Source organism: Variovorax sp. PEI5 (assembly GCF_056679935.1).
In genome coordinates this window covers 288,717-303,668 of the sequence record NZ_JBWXPH010000002.1, presented here as the reverse complement: position 1 = coordinate 303,668, position 14,952 = coordinate 288,717, and the positions used below count along the sequence as shown (strand labels likewise).

The window sequence follows — 14,952 nt, the reverse complement described above, 5'->3', positions numbered from 1 at the left end:
GAACTTCTTCATGGCGCCGACTGTAGGAAGCCCAAGGGTTCCTCACAATGCCGCCGAACCCTGAGGCGAGCGATCATCGATCGCGTCCGTGCGCTGTACGATCGAAACCGGGGTTAGCCCTGAGAAAGCCCGATGACCCATCCGCCCGCCCCCGACCTGCCCGCCTTCGATCGCAAGCTCCTCATCGAGGGCCTCGGCAAGGGGCTGCGCGTGATCGAGGCCTTCACCGACGACCGCCCGCGCATGACCGCCACCGAGGCCGGCCTGGCCGCCGACCTCACCCGCACCGCCGCGCGCCGCTACCTCCTGAGCCTGGTGCATTTCGGCTATGCCGCCACCGATGGCAAATACTACTGGCTGCTGCCGCGCGTGCTGCGCCTGGGCCAGTCCTTCCTCGACAGCGCCCGCGTGCCCCGGCTGGTGCAGCCCTACATCCAGCGCGCGTCCATGCAGTGCGGCGAGACCCTCAACGTCGGCGCGCTCGACGGCCACGAGGTGATCTACATCGCGCGCAGCAACGCGCCGCGCATGGTCTCGATCGGCTTCCATCCGGGCGCGCGCGTGCCGGCGCACGTAGTGTCGCAGGGCTTCGTGCTGCTCTCGACCTTCGACGACGATGCGCTCTCGGCCTGGATCGCGCAGCACGATTTCGTCGAGTACACGGGATCGGATTCGGTCGATGCCGAGCGCTTCCGCGAGGCCGTGGTGGCGGCGCGCGCGCTGGGCTACTGGAAGGCCGACCAGCACCTGAACTTCGGCCTCTGCGGCCTGGCCGTGCCGCTGCAGGATCGCAAGGGGCGCTGCCACTACGCCCTGAGCGTGACGGTGCAGCGCCAGGTCTATCCGGGCGATCAGCTGGTGGCGAAGCTGCTGCCGGTGCTGCGCGACGTCGCCGACACGCTGCGTCCGCTGCTGTGATCGAGGGGGCGCGGCGGGCCGCGGCGGGCGGCCGGCGCGGCCGCGCTCAGAGACTGCGCCAGAAGTCGATCAGCAGCGTCACGAACTCGGTCGGCCGCTCGACCGCGCTGACATGCGCGGCATCGATGAGCGCCGACCGCGCCCCGGGGATCGAGGCCACGATGGCATCGGACATCGCCGGCGGCGTCGCCAGGTCCTGCGTGCCGGCGATGACCAGGGTCGGCACCGTGATGCGATGGTTGCCCTCGCGGAAGTCGATGGCGGCGACCGCCGCGCAGCTGTCGATGTAGGCCTGGGCATCGTTGCGCACCAGCACCTCGCGCAAGGCCCGCGCCGCCGCCGCGCCTTCGGGGGTCGCCACGAAGCCCGGCGTGAGCCAGCGCTCCACGGCGCCATCGGCGATGGCCTCGATGCCGCGCGCGCCCACGGTCTCGGCGCGCGCGCGCCAGGGCGCCTGATCCGGATAGTAGGCCGACGAGTTGGCGATCGCGACGCTGCGCAGCAGCTCCGGCCGCTCCGCCGCCAGGGCCTGCGCCGTCATGCCGCCCATCGACAGGCCGACGAAATGGACCGGCTCGCCGCCGGCCTCGCGCTCGATCAGGGCGGCGGCGTCGCGCGCCAGCGTCTGCATGCCGAAGGCGCCCGGCACGCGCTCGGACGCGCCGTGGTTGCGATGGTCGTAGCGCACCACGGTGTGGGCCCGCGCCAGCAGCGCGGCAACGCCGTCCCACATGTGGAGATCGCAGCCCAGGGCGTGGCTGAGGAAGACGAAGGGGCCTTCGCCCTCGCGGACGACGTGGAGGCGGGGAGCGGTCATGGTGTTTCCTTGGAATGTGGAGGAAGGCGTGGCAGCCAGAGAAAGGCGATGGCCACCAGCGAGGCGCCCGCCAGCAGCATGGGCACCACCATCGGCCAGGCGCCACGGGAGAAATCGGCGTCGACGAAACGGGAGGCGAACTGGCCGGCGCAGAACGCCACCATCATCATGCCGAAGCCCGACCACGACACCGCACGTCCCGCCAGATGTGGCAGATCCCCGACCGAGCCGGCCTGGCCGCAAGGCTGGTGGATGCCGTGCCCGAAGGCATAGAGCACGTGGCCGGCCAGGAGCGGCATGACGCTGCCGGGTGCGAGCCAGCAGCCCAGCGCCTGCATCGACGCCCCGCCCAGGCTGAGCAGCGAGGCCACCTGCACCGAGTGCAGCGCGCCCCAGCGGCGCAGCAGCCGCCGGCACGCGATGGTGCCCAGGATGTAGATCAACGATCCCCCCGCCGGAATCCAGCCGTACAGCGCGGGCGACAGGCCGAGGTAGCCGATGTAGACCATCGGCGAGAGCAGCAGGAAGACGAAGAGGCCGCCATAGGTGGTCGCCGCCAGGCTCGCCCAGGCGCGGAAGGCGGCGCTCGCGAACACCTGGCGCGCGCCGCCCGGCAGCACCGCGGCGCCGTCGACGCGCGGCGCCCGGGTCTCGTCGAAGCGCCGCCAGCACAGCGCCAGCAGCGCCGCCGCGTACAGCGCCATCGCCAGCAGCACCGCGCGCCAGCCGACGGCCTGCACGATCTGCGCGCCCAGCACTGGCGCCACCAGTGCCACCGCGCCCAGCCCGCCGAGTCCGCGCGCCATGACGTGCGGACCCTCGTGCGCCGGATACAGGTCCCGCACGGCGGCGCGCGCGCACACCAGGATGGCGGCCATCGCCATTCCCTGCGCGACGCGCCAGGCTCCCAGCATGAAGACGCCGGTGGCGAACGCGCCGCCGATGGCCGCGACGACGTAGAGCGCCAACCCGCCGAGCAGCACCGGACGCCGGCCGAACCGATCGGCCAGCGGTCCGCACACGAGCTGCGCGACACCGAAGGCAAGGACGAACAGCGTGAGGCTGGTGCTGGCCGACCCCAGCTCGCGCGCGATGGCAGGCAACGCCGGCAGGTAACTGTCGGTGGCCACGGGCTGCGCCGCGAGCAGCAGCGGCAGCAGGAAGGCGAAGCTCGCGCCCCGCCGGGGCGGGGCCCCGGTCACGTCCCGGCGGCGGGCGCGGGCGCGGACGCGTCGAACGGCGCCAGCAGGCCCTTCTCGCGCAGGATGCCGCCGGCGATGCCGAAGGCGTGGTTGGCCACGGGCACGCCGCAGTAGATGGCGGCCATCATGATCACTTCCTTGATGTCGTCGGGCGTCAGGCGCGACTCGGCCGGGCCGTCGAGCGCGGCGCGCACGTGCAGCGCGAACTCCTCGTAGGCGTGGATGCCCAGCATCATCGATAGCACCATGAAGCGGCGCGTGCGGTCGCCCAGCGCCGGCCGGCCCCAGATGTCGTTCCAGGCATGACGCGTGATGAGTTCCTGGAACTCGGCGTTGAAGCCGTTGCGGTTGGCCAGCGACTTGTCGACCCAGGCATCGCCCAGGATGCGGCGGCGATTGACCAGGCCCGAGGCATAGCCCTCGGCAGGCGCGGCGGTGCCGGCGGTGGCGGCGTCGGCGGCGGCGGTGATGCGGGAGTCGGTCATGGGTGGGTTTCCTGGGTGGGTCGGATGTCTTCGGGGTGGTCCAGCTGGCGTCGCAGACGCGCGACTTCGGCGCGGGCGAGCGTGCCGGCGTGCAGCGCCAGCGCGGGGTCGAACCATTCGGCGGCGGCGGCGGGTGGCAGTTCGGCGCGCAGGCGGTCGATGTTGGCGCGCATGCGCGGCGCGTCGATGCGCAGGCCGGGCAAGGCGGTCGCCAGGGCGCGCGCGCTGCCATGCGCGGCCATCGCCAGCAGCGGCCATTCGGCCAGTTCGGCCTGCCAGGCGCCCAGGGCGCGTTCGTGCTGCTGCGGCATCGCGCCGAGCAGCGCAGCCACGTGCTGCGGCGCGCGGTGCGCGGCGGCCACGGCGACCATCGAGGCCACCGGATTGCGCTTGTGCGGCATGGCCGAGGAACCGCCGCGTCCGGCCTCGCTCGGCTCCGACACCTCGCCGACCTCGTACTGACCGAGCAGGCCGATGTCGAGCGCGATCTTGCCGAGGCTGCCGGTGACCAGGCCGAGCTCGCAGCCCAGCGCGACCCATTCGTCGCGCTGGGTGTGCCAGGTCGCGCCCGGATCGCCCAGGCCGAGCTCGCGCGCGACATCGGCGCGCACCGCCGCGCCCTGCGCGCCCATCTGCGCCAGCGTGCCGACGGCACCGCCGAGCTGCACCTGCAGCGCGTGGCGTGCCGACCGGCGCAGCCGGCCGACGCCGCGCACCAGAGGCGCGGCCCAGCCGGCGCACTTGAAGCCGAAGCTGGTGACCGAGGCCGGCTGCATCAGCGTGCGCGCCAGCATCGGCGTCTCGGCATGCGCCTCGGCATGCGCCAGCAGCGCGCGCGCGGCGACGACCAGATCGGCCTCGAGCCAGGCGACGACATCGCGCGAGACCAGCGCCACGGCGCTGTCGATCACGTCCTGGCTGGTGGCGCCCAGATGCACGTGCGGCGCAGCGGCGGCGTCGCGCGCGGCCACCGCCTCGCGCAGGGCCTTCACCAGGGGGATGGCGACGGTGCCGGCGCGGCCGCTGTCGCGCACGATGGCCGCGACGTCGAAGTCGCGCGCCTCGCAGGCGGCGACGATGACGGCGGCCGAGGCGGCGGGGATCAGGCCCGCGGCGGCCTGGGCGCGGGCCAGCGCCGCCTCGAAGCGCAGCATGGCCTCGACCACCGCGCGGTCGCCGAAGGCGTCCAGGGTCTCGGGCGTGGAGAGGAAGCCGTCGAAGATGCTCATGGCGCCCGCCCTCAGTAGCGCAGCTGCGCCACCGCGCGCAGTTCGTCGGCGGTGGCGGTGCCGAAGCCGAAGAACTCCAGGTAGGCCGGGATCATCTCGAACAGCATGTCGGTGCCGACCTGCACCGCGCAGCCCTTGGCCTTGGCGGCCTGCAGCAGCGGCGTGTACTCGGACTTCATGACCACCTCGCCGACGAAGGTCCCGGGCGCGATGCGGTCGATGTCGAATGGCAGCGGGTCGCTGTCCTTCATGCCCAGTGGGGTGGCGTTGACCACGACGTCGAAGCCGGCCGGATCCTTGGAGCCGGTCGTGACGTGCAGTTGCGGATAGTGCTGCCGCAGGCGCGTGGCCAGGGCCTCGGCCGAGGCGTCGCTGAGGTCGAACAGCGCCAGCTCGGCGGCGCCGGCGGCGGCGATGGAGGCCGCGATCGCCGAGCCGACGCCGCCGGTGCCCGAGACCAGCACGCGCGTGCCCGCGAACGGCCGGCCCTTGCGCTCGACGCCGCGCACGAAGCCGGCGCCGTCGAACTGGTCGCCCAGCAGCGTGCCGTCGGGCCGCTTGAGGATGGCATTGCAGGCGCCGGCGATGCGGGCCGTGGGCGTGACCTCGTCCACCAGGCCCATCGTGACGACCTTGTGCGGCATCGTGACGAGAGCGCCGCGCAGGTTGCTGAACCTGAAGATCTGCGCCAGCGAGGCGGCATAGTCCTCCGGCTTGACGCCCATCGGCACGACGACGGCGTCGATGCCCCGCTGGTCGAACCAGGGGTTGTAGATCATCGGCGCCTTGAAGGCTTCGGTCGGATAGCCCAGGTGGGCGATGAGGGTGGTCTTGCCGGAGATCATGGCGATCGGCTCCAGGGGGAGATGAGGATTCGGGTTGCGGTTCGGTGGAGGGGGACGCGGACCCGGTCGCTGCGGATCGGGCACCGCGTCCGGCGACGGCCGGCGCTCAGCGCGGCGACCGGACGATCTCGCCGCGCATCGATGGCGGATAGATCAGCTCGCGCAGGAAGTCGGCGTCGTCGCCGAGCGCCTCGGCTGCTTCGTCGTGGCCGAAATAGCGCAGGTAGTGCGGCATCTGCTGGATCAGCATCTCGAAGCCGGCCTGGGCGACCAGCCCGCGCGCGCGCGCCGCGCGCACCAGCGCGGTCGGCTGGTTGCGCAGCAGGATGTCGAACAGCGCCGCGTGCGGCGCCATGCGCTCGACCTCGACCGGCAACGGATCGTCGTCGTTCAGGCCCAGCGCCGTGGCGTTGATGACCAGGTCGAAGTCCTCCGGCGCGTTGCTCGCGGCGGCGACCACCTCGGCATCGAAGAAGGCATCGAGCTTGGCCGCCAGGCCGGCGGCCTTGCCCGCGACGCTGTCGTGGAAGGCGATGTGGGCCGCGCCGTTGACCGTGCCGCCCTCGGCCAGCGCGGTGCCGATGGCCGCGCCCGTGACGCCGGCGCCCAGCACCAGCACGCGCTTGCCGCGATACGGGATGGCGTAGTGGTCGAGCGCATCGAGCAGGCCGTCGCCATCGAACAGGTCGCCCTCGAGCGCCCCGCCCTCGGTGCGCCGCACCACGTTGACCGAGCCGGCCACGCGCCCGGCCAGGCCGCAGCCGTCGAGCAGGTCCACCACCAGCGGCTTGTGCGGCGGCGCGATCACCATGCCGCCGACATTGCGCGCCAGGAAGGCGGCCTTGAAGAAGACCGCGAAATCGCGTCGCGTGACCTGCATCGGCAGCAGCACGGCATCGATGCCATAGCGTTCGAAGACGGCATCGAACATGCGCGGCAGGCGCACGTTGCGCACCGGGTCGCCGGGGATCAGGTAGACGGTGGCGTCGCCCTGGAAGCGCGAACGCAGGGCGGCGGCCGGTGCGCGGTCGACCATGCTCAGACGCGCTCGAGGATGACGGCGATGCCCTGGCCAACGCCGATGCACATCGTGCACAGCGCATAGCGCCCGCCCTGCTTGTGCAGCTGGTTGACCGCCGTGGTCGCCAGCCGCGCGCCGCTCGCGCCCAGCGGATGGCCCAATGCGATGGCGCCACCATTGATGTTCACGCGCGCGTCGTCGTCGGCCAGCCCCAGCAGGCGCAGCACCGCCAGGCCCTGCGCGGCGAAGGCCTCGTTGAGCTCGATGACATCGAGCTGGTCGAGCGTGAGGCCGGTCAGCGCCAGCACCTTCTGCGTCGCCGGCGCCGGACCGATGCCCATGACGCGCGGCGCCACGCCGGCCGTCGCCATGCCCACCACGCGGGCGCGCGGCGTCAGGCCGTACTTGGCGGCGCTGGCCTCGTCGGCCAGCAGCAGCGCGGCGGCGCCATCGTTCACGCCGCTGGCGTTGCCGGCGGTCACGGTGCCGTCGGGGCGCACCACGCCCTTGAGCTTGGCCAGGGTCTCCAGCGAGGTCTCGCGCGGATGCTCGTCCTTGGAGACGACGATCGCCTCGCCCTTCTTCTGCGGCACGGTCACGGGCACGATCTCGGCATCGAAGAAGCCCGACTTCTGCGCCGCCACCGCGCGCTGCTGGGAGGCCAACGCCATGCGGTCCTGCGCCTCGCGCTCGATCTTGTAGTCGGTCGCCACGTTCTCGGCCGTCTCGGGCATCGAGTCGACGCCATAGAGCTCCTTCATCTTCTTGTTGATGAAGCGCCAGCCGATGGTGGTGTCGTAGACCGCGTTGGCGCGGCTGAAGGCGCTCTCGGCCTTGGGCATCACGAAGGGCGCGCGGCTCATGCTCTCGACGCCGCCGGCGATCATCAGGCCGGCCTCGCCCGCCTTGATGGCGCGCGCAGCCGTGCCCACGGCATCCAGCCCGGAGCCGCACAGCCGGTTGATGGTGGCGCCGCCGAGCTCCAATGGCAGGCCCGCGAGCAATGCCGACATGCGCGCGACATTGCGGTTGTCCTCGCCGGCCTGGTTGGCGCAGCCATAGATGACATCGGTCACGGCCTGCCAGTCGACGTTCCTGTTGCGTTCCATGAGCGCGCGCAAGGGCACGGCGCCCAGGTCGTCGGCGCGCACCGAGGACAACGCGCCGCCGTAGCGGCCGAAGGGCGTGCGAACGGCGTCGCAGATGAAGGCTTGATTCGTCATGGGATGTCTCTCTCTCAGAATGTGGATGGGACGTCAGGCCGGCAACACCGCGGAACCGGCTCTGCCGGGCCGCTGGTGTTGCCCCCTGGAAGGGGGTTGGCGAAGCGACACGAAGTGCGCAAAGACGGGGGGTCAGCCAGATATTTTCAGACCGACCAGGCGCTCGAGTTCGGCGTGCTCCAGGCCGTCGACCTTGTCGATCAGCTTGAGCCCGTCGGACGTGCATTCGAGTGTCGCCAGATCGGAGTACACGCGCTTGACGCAGCCGATGCCGGTCAGCGGATAGGTGCATTGCTCGACCAGCTTGCTGGCGCCCTGCTTGGTCAGCAGGTCCATCATGACCCAGGTCTGCTTGGCGCCAATGGCCAGGTCCATCGCGCCGCCGACGGCGGGGATGGCGTCCTTCTCGCCGGTGTGCCAGTTGGCCAGGTCGCCGGTGGCCGAGACCTGGAACGCGCCGAGCACGCAGATGTCGAGGTGGCCGCCGCGCATCATGGCGAAGCTGTCGGCGTGGTGGAAGAACGAGCCGCCCGGCAGCAGCGTCACGGGCTGCTTGCCGGCGTTGATGAGGTCGTAGTCCTCCTCGCCGGCGGCCGGGGCCGGGCCCATGCCCAGGATGCCGTTCTCGCTCTGCAGGATGACCTCGCGGCCGGCCGGCAGGTGGTTGGCCACCAGCGTCGGCTGGCCGATGCCGAGGTTGACGACGGCGCCGTCGAAGATGTCCTGCGCCACGCGGGCGGCGAGTTCGTTCTTGCTGCGGCGCTGGTAGGCGGGGGTGGAAGAAGCGGTCATTGCGAATCTCCGGAAGGGGGTACTGGGGGCTTAGCTCTTGAACCCGCCGGCCTGCGTCGCGACGCGGTCGATCCTCACGACCTGCTGCACGAAGATGCCCGGCGTCACGATGGTCTCGGGGTCGAGCGTGCCGAGTTCGGCGATCTCGTGGACGGTGGCGATGGTCTTCTTCGCGGCCATGGCCATGACCGGTCCGAAGTTGCGCGCCGCCTTGCGATACACCAGGTTGCCCCAGCGGTCGCCGCGCTCGGCCTTGATGAGCGCCACGTCGCCGTGGATCGGATATTCCAGCACGTGGTGCACGCCATCGATCACGCGCGTCTCGCGGTCGCCGGCGAGCTGGGTGCCATAGCCCGTCGGGCAGAAGAAGGCGCCGATGCCGGCACCGGCGGCGCGGATGCGCTCGGCCAGGTTGCCCTGCGGCACCAGCTCCAGCTCCAGCTTGCCGGCGCGGTAGAGGCCGTCGAACACCTGGCTGTCGGCCTGGCGCGGGAAGCTGCAGATGATCTTGCGCACGCGACCGGCCTTGAGCAGCGCGGCCAGCCCGACCTCGCCATTGCCGGCGTTGTTGTTGACCACCGTCAGGTCGCGGGCGCCCTGCTCGATCAGGCCGTCGATCAGTTCGTTGGGGATGCCGGCCGTGCCGAAGCCGCCGATCAGGACCGTGGAGCCGTCCTGGATGTCGGCCATCGCATCGGCGATGGAGCGGGCGATCTTGTCGATCATGTGAAGTTGTCTCCTGCGGGAATGAGGGAAATCACCGGCTTCTTCCTCCCTGTCCATGCGGCGCCGGCCGGGCCGGTGGATCGCATGTCGCTCGAATTTGTTCGTATGTCGAACATTTGTTCTTATAATGAATTCTAGGAGCTTTGAACCCCCATGGCAACCACCCTTCGCGAAACCGTGCCGGCCGGCACGACCGCCGCCCCCGCCCCGGCGGCGCCGCTCGCGGCCGATGCGCCCCGGCCGGGCGACAGCTATGTCCAGTCCTTCGCGCGCGGCCTGGAGGTCATCCGCTCCTTCAGCGCCACGGCGCCGCGCCAGACCCTGAGCGAGGTCGCCGCCGCCAGCGGCCTGACGCGCGCCGGGGCCCGCCGTATCCTGCTCACGCTCCACACCTTGGGCTATGTCGAGACCGATGGCAAGTTCTTCGCGCTCACGCCGCGCATCCTCGACCTGGGTTTCGCCTACCTGTCGTCGATGCCGATCTGGAACCGGGCCGAGCCCCTGATGGATGCGCTGGCGCACCAGGTCCAGGAATCGTGCTCGGCCGCCGTGCTCGACGGCACCGACATCGTCTACGTGATGCGGGTGGCGACGCAGAAGATCATGAGCATCAGCCTGGGCGTGGGCTCGCGCCTGCCGGCGTCGTGCACCTCGATGGGCCGGCTGCTGCTGTCGGACCTGGGCGAGGCCGCGGCGCGCGCGCGCCTGGAGGCTTCCGCGCGCGAGCCGCTGACGCGCCACACGGTCACCGATGTCGACGCCCTGATCGCCCGCATCGCGCAGGCGCGCCGCCAGGGCTGGTGCCTGGTGAACCAGGAACTGGAGGAAGGCCTGGTGTCGATCGCCGCCCCGATCGTGAACCGCGCCGGCCGCATGGTGGCGGCCCTCAACATCAGCGGCCAGGCCAATCGCACCAGCGCCAAGGTGATGCAGGAGACGATGCTGCCGCCGCTGCTGGCGGCGGCGCGGGGGATCTCGGCCCTGCTCTGAGGCGCGCGGGACACCCGTCAGGCGGCCGGCGTGGCCGCTCCCGCCCCCGGCCGGCGCCGGGTCCGCCGGCCCGCCACGGGCCGCTCCATGGCCCGGTGCCGCGCCGCCTCGCGCAGCAGGACCGCCATGGCGCCGCGCAGGGCCGAGGGCTCGGCATCGCTGCGCAGCAGCAGCCCCACGGGCTCCTCGGTGCCGGCGGTGTCGATCGGCAGGCGCACCAGGCGGCCCTCGTCCAGGTCGGCCCGCGCCGCACCCAGCGGCGTGATCCACACCGCGTCGGAGCGCGCCATCACCGCGCGCGCCACCGCCACGTCCAGGGTCTGCAGCGTGGCCGATGGCAATGCCAGGCCCAGCGCCGACAGGAAGCTCTCGGTGGTGTGGCGCGGGATCGTGCCGGCGCCATAGACCACCAGCGGATGCGCCAGCACGTCGGCCACCGCCAGCCCGGCGCCGCGCGCGAGCGGATGGCCAGCGCGGGCCGCGAAGACCAGCGGTTCAGTCTGCAGCAGCTCGAAGCTCAGGCCGGTCATGAGGCGCGGATCGCTCATGCGGCCGACCACCAGGTCGAGGTCGCCGGCGCGCAGGGCGTCGAGCAGCGCGCCATTGGCCGCGCTCTCGACGACCAGCCGGACATGCGGCCAGCGCGTGCGGAATTCGGCCAGAGCGCCCGGCAGCAGGTCCGGCGCCACGCTGGGCAATGCACCGATGCGCAGGCGCTGGATGCGGGCGCCGGTCGCCGGCGCCATGGCCAGCGCGCTGGCATCGACCGCCTCCAGCACCCGCAAGGCATGCACCAGCAATTGCTCGCCGGCCGGCGTCAGCCCCTGCACGCCACGGCGCCCGGCCGTGCCGCGCTCCACCAGCCGCGCGCCGGCCAGTGTCTCGAGCTCGGCCAGGGTCTTGGAGACGGCCGGCTGGCTCAGGGCCAGTCGCTCGGCGGCGCGCGCCAGGTGACGCTCCTGCGCGACCGCCACCAGACAGCGCAGGTGTCGCAGCTGCACGCCACGGGCGAAGGCATCGGCCGTCGGGATCGACATGGGATGGGATCGGGGTGGATTACCGTGGGTTATGAGAAATCGACGAATCGTCAATTTACAGCATGAGTCGTCGATCCTAGAGTCCGGACTCCCCACAGGAGACAACCATGCCGATCGCCCCCCCTCCCGCCGCCCTGCCCCGGCTCGATCCCCGCGACTGGGACAGCCATCCCTCGTACCTCTATCCCGGCTATCGCTCGACCGCCAGGCGAGGCCCGACGAAGCCCCTGATCCCGCTGAAGGCCTCGCTGGGCGAATTGCAGCAGCCGGTCTATGGCCACGACTGCATCGGCGAGTTCGACCACGACCTGACCCGCAACGCCCGCCGCAACGGCGAACCGCTGGGTGAACGCATGATCCTCACCGGCCAGGTGATGGACGAGCGCCGCCGCCCGGTCCCGCACACGCTGGTCGAGATCTGGCAGGCCAACGCCGCCGGCCGCTATGTGCACAAGGTCGACCAGCACGACGCGCCGCTCGACCCCAACTTCCTGGGCGCCGGCCGCTGCATGACCGACGCCGAGGGCCGCTACCGCTTCCTGACCATCAAGCCCGGTGCCTATCCCTGGGGCAACCACCCCAACGCCTGGCGGCCGCAGCACATCCACGTGTCGCTGTTCGGCCAGCATTTCGCCAGCCGCCTGGTGACGCAGATGTATTTCCCCGGCGATCCGCTGATGCAGTACGACCCGATGGTCACCGGCACGCCGGAGCAGTACCGCAACCGGCTGGTGGCGGATTTCAGTCTCGACGTGACCGAAGCCGACTACGCATTGGGCTACCAGTTCGACATCGTGCTGCGCGGCGCCGACGAGACGCCTTTCGAGAACCGCTGAGCGAGGACCCACCATCATGATGAGCGCCCTGGAAACCAATTTCGGCCAGACCCCTTCGCAGACGGTCGGCCCCTACTTCGCCTATGGCCTCGCTGCCACCCAGTATGGCTACGACCACGACCAGCCCTTCGATGCCATCCTGGCGCTCGACGGCGCCGTCGGGGAACGCATCCGGCTCGAGGGTCAGGTGATCGATGGCGACGGCAACCCCATCATCGACGCCCTGGTGGAGATCAGCCAACCCGATGGCGAAGGCCGGTATCCGACCTCGGTCGAGGACGCCAGGGCGATGGGCTTCCGCGCCTTCGGCCGCTGCGGCACCGGCACCGATGCCCACAACCGCTTCGTCTTCGACACCGTCAAGCCGGGTCCCGAGACCCCCGGCGAGGCCCCGCACGTCAACGTCATCGTGACGATGCGCGGCCTGCTGCTGCACACCTTCACGCGGATCTACTTCGACGACGAGAGCAGCGCCAACGCGAAGGACGCGGTGCTCGCCAGCGTGCCGGCCGAGCGACGCGACACGCTGATCGCCAGGCGCTCCGAGGCGAACGGCCTCCCGAGCTACCGCTTCGACATCCGCATGCAGGGCGACCTGGAAACGGTGTTCTTCGACGTCTGAGCGCGCTCAGCGTTTCTTGGCGCGCCGCTTGGTGCCGGCCTTCAGGGGCGCGGTCCAGAGGTCCAGCATGCCCTTGGTCATCTGGGTGGTGGCGGTGCGGCCGGCGCGCTTGGCCTGCGCCGTGGCCTGCCCGCGCGCCTTGCCCGCCACCGAGTTGGCGGCGCTGAGCCACATGCTCATGAAAGGGTTCTTCTTCAACCAGGGATTGGCCATGACGGCTCCTTGATGTTGCGATGCATGCATGGTCCGGCCGAACCGGGCGCGACGCGGGTGGACAAATGCCGCCGTCGCCTGTCGTCCGTGGGCCTGCGGCGCGCTCCTAGAAGCGCGCCAGGACGCCCGAGGTGCCGACCATGGCGACGAAACGAGGCCGCGATGCCCCGCATCGGGGTTCGGCGACCGGATAACCCGGCATGGTGGCATCGATGGCGCGCCGCGCCTGAGCGACGTTCTCGCGCAGCAGGCGACACAGGCGCCTGACGTCGAGATGCGAGGGTGGATCGTCGGCGCGGGCCAGCGGCTGCGCCGGCCAGGTGGCATCGGACCGCAGGCCGACGGAACCGACCCGGGGAGAGCGTCCGCCTCGGGTCGCGCGGCAATCCATGCAGCGTGGAGCGGCGGCATCCCCTTCGAGCGAGGAAAGGCCGGCCGTCCGGGTGCTCGGCCACCGGGCCTGCACGCGGGTCTCCAGGTACGGGCCCGCCTCCGTCTGCAGCAGGTGCTCGACCAGCGCGAGTCGATCGGAAGGCTGCCAGAGGTGCAGCAGTGGCGGAACGACGAGAACGAGCAGCAGAACCAGCGGGACGGCGAGCGCCATCACCAGCCAGGTCATGACAGCGGAGGAAAGCCGATGCAACAGCGGGCGCACGGGTGGATACCTCCCTCACGTCGGGGTATCTTCAGCCGCGCGCGCGGCCGGCATCGCGAGGCGCGGGACCGGCGAGGGGCATCGCCACCGCGCCATGGCCGGGCGCCGGACGGGGTCTGCCGGGGGTCGCCGGCGATGGCGCGGGTCGTGTCCGATGACGTCGATTCCGGGCTGGAGTTGCTGCATGCATGTCGCGGCCTTGCTGGACCCGGTGCTCATCGACCGATCCAGGAAAGTGTAAGACGACAGCCCGATAAGTAGTACGAAAGTACTTAAATATTTGTCAGATTGGACGATATGGCATCGGACCCTGCCGAATCGCCGCGATCCTGCCGCGCCGACATGCTGCTCAGGGGCCGAAGGTGGCCCGGCCGCCCGGCTGCAACGCCAGCACCTGCGTGCCGGTGGCGCCGCCCAGGGCGCGGCTGAAGGCCTCCGGCGTGCCACGCGCCAGCGGGTTGGCGCCGTAGTGCATGGGCATCACGAACCTCGGCTTGATCCATTCGCGCGTCGCATGGGCGGCATCGACCGGATCCATCGTGAAATGGCCGCCGATGGGCATCAGCACCAGGTCGGGCCTGTAGTACTCGGCGATGAACTTCAGGTCGGCGAACAAGCCGGTATCGCCCATGTGGTAGATCCGGAAGCCGTTCTCCAACTGGATGATGTAGCCCACCGGCTCGCCGCCCGGGTGCACCGCCTCGCGCCCGGTGGCGGCGTCCTTCCAGACCACCACCGACGAATGCTCGGCGCGTACCGCCGTCACCTGGATGCCCGGCACCGGACTGATCGTGCCGCCCTTGCCGAAGCGCGGCGCCAGCGCGGGCGGCAGGATGCCCAGCACGCCGATGGTCTGGTTCATGTCGGCCGGCGCGTGCATCGGCACCTGATGCATCTGCGCCAGGGCCGGCGCATCGGCGAAGTGATCGAGATGGCCGTGCGTCACCAGCAGGACATCGACCTTGCCGAGCGCCTCCAGCTGCTTGTAGGCCGGCGGCGTCACCGGGTTCTGCCGCAGCCAGGGATCGATGACGATGACCTTGCCACCCGGCGAGGTGATGCGGAAGGCCGCCTGCCCGAGCCACAGCACCTCGGTGCGGCCGGCGGCCAGGGGCGGCGCGGCCGCGCCGGGCGCGGTCAGCGTGACCGTGGGCGGCGGCGGCGTGGTCGCGCAGCCGGCGACCAGGCCGATGGCCAGCGCGCCGGCCGCGAGCGCCAGCGGCAGGCGCCGGGACCGGCGGGCTCCGGGGCTGCGGAAGAACCGGGACGAGGACGAGGACGAGGACGAGGACGAGGACGAGGACGAGGGCGACGGGGACGGGCAGGACATGGCGGATCTCC

17 protein-coding genes are annotated in these 14,952 nt (G+C 71.2%); 4 read left to right on the top strand and 13 right to left on the bottom strand.

All coding sequences use genetic code 11. The features are described from left to right. The first annotated feature begins 132 nt into the window (after positions 1-132). Positions 133-918, top strand: a complete 786-nt coding sequence (locus AC1MLT_RS17865) for an IclR family transcriptional regulator domain-containing protein (RefSeq protein ID WP_481035431.1) — start codon at positions 133-135, stop codon at positions 916-918. Between the two features lie 46 nt (positions 919-964). Here the strand turns inward: AC1MLT_RS17865 and AC1MLT_RS17860 are convergent, their stop codons facing one another. The 9 genes from AC1MLT_RS17860 to AC1MLT_RS17820 all read right to left on the bottom strand — a co-directional run bounded on the left by AC1MLT_RS17860 (position 965) and on the right by AC1MLT_RS17820 (position 9,258). Then, a complete protein-coding gene (locus AC1MLT_RS17860; protein ID WP_481035430.1) occupies positions 965-1,735 on the bottom strand; it encodes an alpha/beta fold hydrolase in 771 nt (256 codons plus the stop codon). Then, positions 1,732-2,937: an MFS transporter gene (locus AC1MLT_RS17855; protein WP_481035428.1), complete on the bottom strand. Its 1,206-nt coding sequence runs from the start codon at positions 2,935-2,937 to the stop codon at positions 1,732-1,734. Before AC1MLT_RS17855 ends, AC1MLT_RS17860 begins: the two co-directional genes overlap by 4 nt. Continuing rightward, the gene (locus AC1MLT_RS17850) at positions 2,934-3,422 is read right to left on the bottom strand and encodes a carboxymuconolactone decarboxylase family protein (RefSeq protein WP_481035427.1); all 489 of its coding nucleotides are present in this window, start codon (positions 3,420-3,422) and stop codon (positions 2,934-2,936) included. The genes AC1MLT_RS17855 and AC1MLT_RS17850 overlap by 4 nt, the downstream gene beginning before the upstream one ends. Continuing rightward, complete coding sequence (gene pcaB, locus AC1MLT_RS17845) at positions 3,419-4,651, bottom strand: 3-carboxy-cis,cis-muconate cycloisomerase (protein ID WP_481035426.1); 1,233 nt, start codon at positions 4,649-4,651, stop codon at positions 3,419-3,421. The genes AC1MLT_RS17850 and pcaB overlap by 4 nt, the downstream gene beginning before the upstream one ends. Before the next feature lie 11 nt (positions 4,652-4,662). Further along, on the bottom strand, positions 4,663-5,496 hold the full coding sequence (locus AC1MLT_RS17840; protein ID WP_481035425.1) for a shikimate dehydrogenase family protein: 834 nt from the start codon (positions 5,494-5,496) through the stop codon (positions 4,663-4,665). 106 nt (positions 5,497-5,602) lie between these two features. Then, positions 5,603-6,532: a shikimate dehydrogenase family protein gene (locus AC1MLT_RS17835; protein ID WP_481035424.1), complete on the bottom strand. Its 930-nt coding sequence runs from the start codon at positions 6,530-6,532 to the stop codon at positions 5,603-5,605. Positions 6,533-6,534: 2 nt separating this feature from the next. Next, positions 6,535-7,740, bottom strand: a complete 1,206-nt coding sequence (pcaF, locus tag AC1MLT_RS17830) for a 3-oxoadipyl-CoA thiolase (RefSeq protein WP_481035422.1) — start codon at positions 7,738-7,740, stop codon at positions 6,535-6,537. Between the two features lie 132 nt (positions 7,741-7,872). After that, entirely contained in the window at positions 7,873-8,532 is a 660-nt protein-coding gene (locus AC1MLT_RS17825) for a 3-oxoacid CoA-transferase subunit B (protein WP_481035420.1), read from the bottom strand. 30 nt (positions 8,533-8,562) lie between these two features. Beyond that, a complete protein-coding gene (locus AC1MLT_RS17820; protein WP_481035418.1) occupies positions 8,563-9,258 on the bottom strand; it encodes a 3-oxoacid CoA-transferase subunit A in 696 nt (231 codons plus the stop codon). Positions 9,259-9,411: 153 nt separating this feature from the next. Here AC1MLT_RS17820 and AC1MLT_RS17815 point away from each other — a divergent pair, with 153 nt between their 5' ends. Further along, entirely contained in the window at positions 9,412-10,248 is an 837-nt protein-coding gene (locus tag AC1MLT_RS17815; RefSeq protein WP_481035417.1) for an IclR family transcriptional regulator domain-containing protein, read from the top strand. Positions 10,249-10,265: 17 nt separating this feature from the next. On the opposite strand, the gene AC1MLT_RS17810 is transcribed toward AC1MLT_RS17815, so the two are convergent. Beyond that, positions 10,266-11,285 (bottom strand): LysR substrate-binding domain-containing protein, encoded by a 1,020-nt coding sequence (locus tag AC1MLT_RS17810; RefSeq protein ID WP_481035416.1) that lies wholly within the window; start codon positions 11,283-11,285, stop codon positions 10,266-10,268. A 107-nt stretch (positions 11,286-11,392) separates the two neighbouring features. Between AC1MLT_RS17810 and pcaH the strand changes: the two genes are divergently transcribed. Continuing rightward, positions 11,393-12,121: a protocatechuate 3,4-dioxygenase subunit beta gene (gene pcaH / locus AC1MLT_RS17805; RefSeq protein WP_481035415.1), complete on the top strand. Its 729-nt coding sequence runs from the start codon at positions 11,393-11,395 to the stop codon at positions 12,119-12,121. Between the two features lie 16 nt (positions 12,122-12,137). Then, the gene (gene pcaG, locus AC1MLT_RS17800) at positions 12,138-12,743 is read left to right on the top strand and encodes a protocatechuate 3,4-dioxygenase subunit alpha (RefSeq protein ID WP_481035414.1); all 606 of its coding nucleotides are present in this window, start codon (positions 12,138-12,140) and stop codon (positions 12,741-12,743) included. Between the two features lie 6 nt (positions 12,744-12,749). On the opposite strand, the gene AC1MLT_RS17795 is transcribed toward pcaG, so the two are convergent. The 3 genes from AC1MLT_RS17795 to AC1MLT_RS17785 form a co-directional block, all read right to left on the bottom strand. Further along, complete coding sequence (locus AC1MLT_RS17795; RefSeq protein WP_481035413.1) at positions 12,750-12,923, bottom strand: hypothetical protein; 174 nt, start codon at positions 12,921-12,923, stop codon at positions 12,750-12,752. Positions 12,924-13,062: 139 nt separating this feature from the next. Further along, complete coding sequence (locus tag AC1MLT_RS17790; RefSeq protein WP_481035412.1) at positions 13,063-13,575, bottom strand: hypothetical protein; 513 nt, start codon at positions 13,573-13,575, stop codon at positions 13,063-13,065. Positions 13,576-13,960: 385 nt separating this feature from the next. After that, positions 13,961-14,941, bottom strand: a complete 981-nt coding sequence (locus AC1MLT_RS17785) for a metal-dependent hydrolase (RefSeq protein WP_481035411.1) — start codon at positions 14,939-14,941, stop codon at positions 13,961-13,963. Positions 14,942-14,952 lie beyond the last annotated feature (11 nt).

Excerpts from the sequence above, each read along its gene's own strand:
- AC1MLT_RS17865 (WP_481035431.1), top strand. The coding sequence starts at position 133 with ATGACCCATCCGCCCGCCCCCGACCTGCCCGCCTTCGATCGCAAGCTC.
- AC1MLT_RS17860 (WP_481035430.1), bottom strand. The coding sequence starts at position 1,735 with ATGACCGCTCCCCGCCTCCACGTCGTCCGCGAGGGCGAAGGCCCCTTC.
- AC1MLT_RS17850 (WP_481035427.1), bottom strand. The coding sequence starts at position 3,422 with ATGACCGACTCCCGCATCACCGCCGCCGCCGACGCCGCCACCGCCGGC.
- pcaB (WP_481035426.1), bottom strand. The coding sequence starts at position 4,651 with ATGAGCATCTTCGACGGCTTCCTCTCCACGCCCGAGACCCTGGACGCC.
- AC1MLT_RS17840 (WP_481035425.1), bottom strand. The coding sequence starts at position 5,496 with ATGATCTCCGGCAAGACCACCCTCATCGCCCACCTGGGCTATCCGACC.
- AC1MLT_RS17835 (WP_481035424.1), bottom strand. The coding sequence starts at position 6,532 with ATGGTCGACCGCGCACCGGCCGCCGCCCTGCGTTCGCGCTTCCAGGGC.
- pcaF (WP_481035422.1), bottom strand. The coding sequence starts at position 7,740 with ATGACGAATCAAGCCTTCATCTGCGACGCCGTTCGCACGCCCTTCGGC.
- AC1MLT_RS17825 (WP_481035420.1), bottom strand. The coding sequence starts at position 8,532 with ATGACCGCTTCTTCCACCCCCGCCTACCAGCGCCGCAGCAAGAACGAA.
- AC1MLT_RS17820 (WP_481035418.1), bottom strand. The coding sequence starts at position 9,258 with ATGATCGACAAGATCGCCCGCTCCATCGCCGATGCGATGGCCGACATC.
- AC1MLT_RS17815 (WP_481035417.1), top strand. The coding sequence starts at position 9,412 with ATGGCAACCACCCTTCGCGAAACCGTGCCGGCCGGCACGACCGCCGCC.
- AC1MLT_RS17810 (WP_481035416.1), bottom strand. The coding sequence starts at position 11,285 with ATGTCGATCCCGACGGCCGATGCCTTCGCCCGTGGCGTGCAGCTGCGA.
- pcaH (WP_481035415.1), top strand. The coding sequence starts at position 11,393 with ATGCCGATCGCCCCCCCTCCCGCCGCCCTGCCCCGGCTCGATCCCCGC.
- pcaG (WP_481035414.1), top strand. The coding sequence starts at position 12,138 with ATGATGAGCGCCCTGGAAACCAATTTCGGCCAGACCCCTTCGCAGACG.
- AC1MLT_RS17795 (WP_481035413.1), bottom strand. The coding sequence starts at position 12,923 with ATGAGCATGTGGCTCAGCGCCGCCAACTCGGTGGCGGGCAAGGCGCGC.
- AC1MLT_RS17790 (WP_481035412.1), bottom strand. The coding sequence starts at position 13,575 with ATGACCTGGCTGGTGATGGCGCTCGCCGTCCCGCTGGTTCTGCTGCTC.
- AC1MLT_RS17785 (WP_481035411.1), bottom strand. The coding sequence starts at position 14,941 with ATGTCCTGCCCGTCCCCGTCGCCCTCGTCCTCGTCCTCGTCCTCGTCC.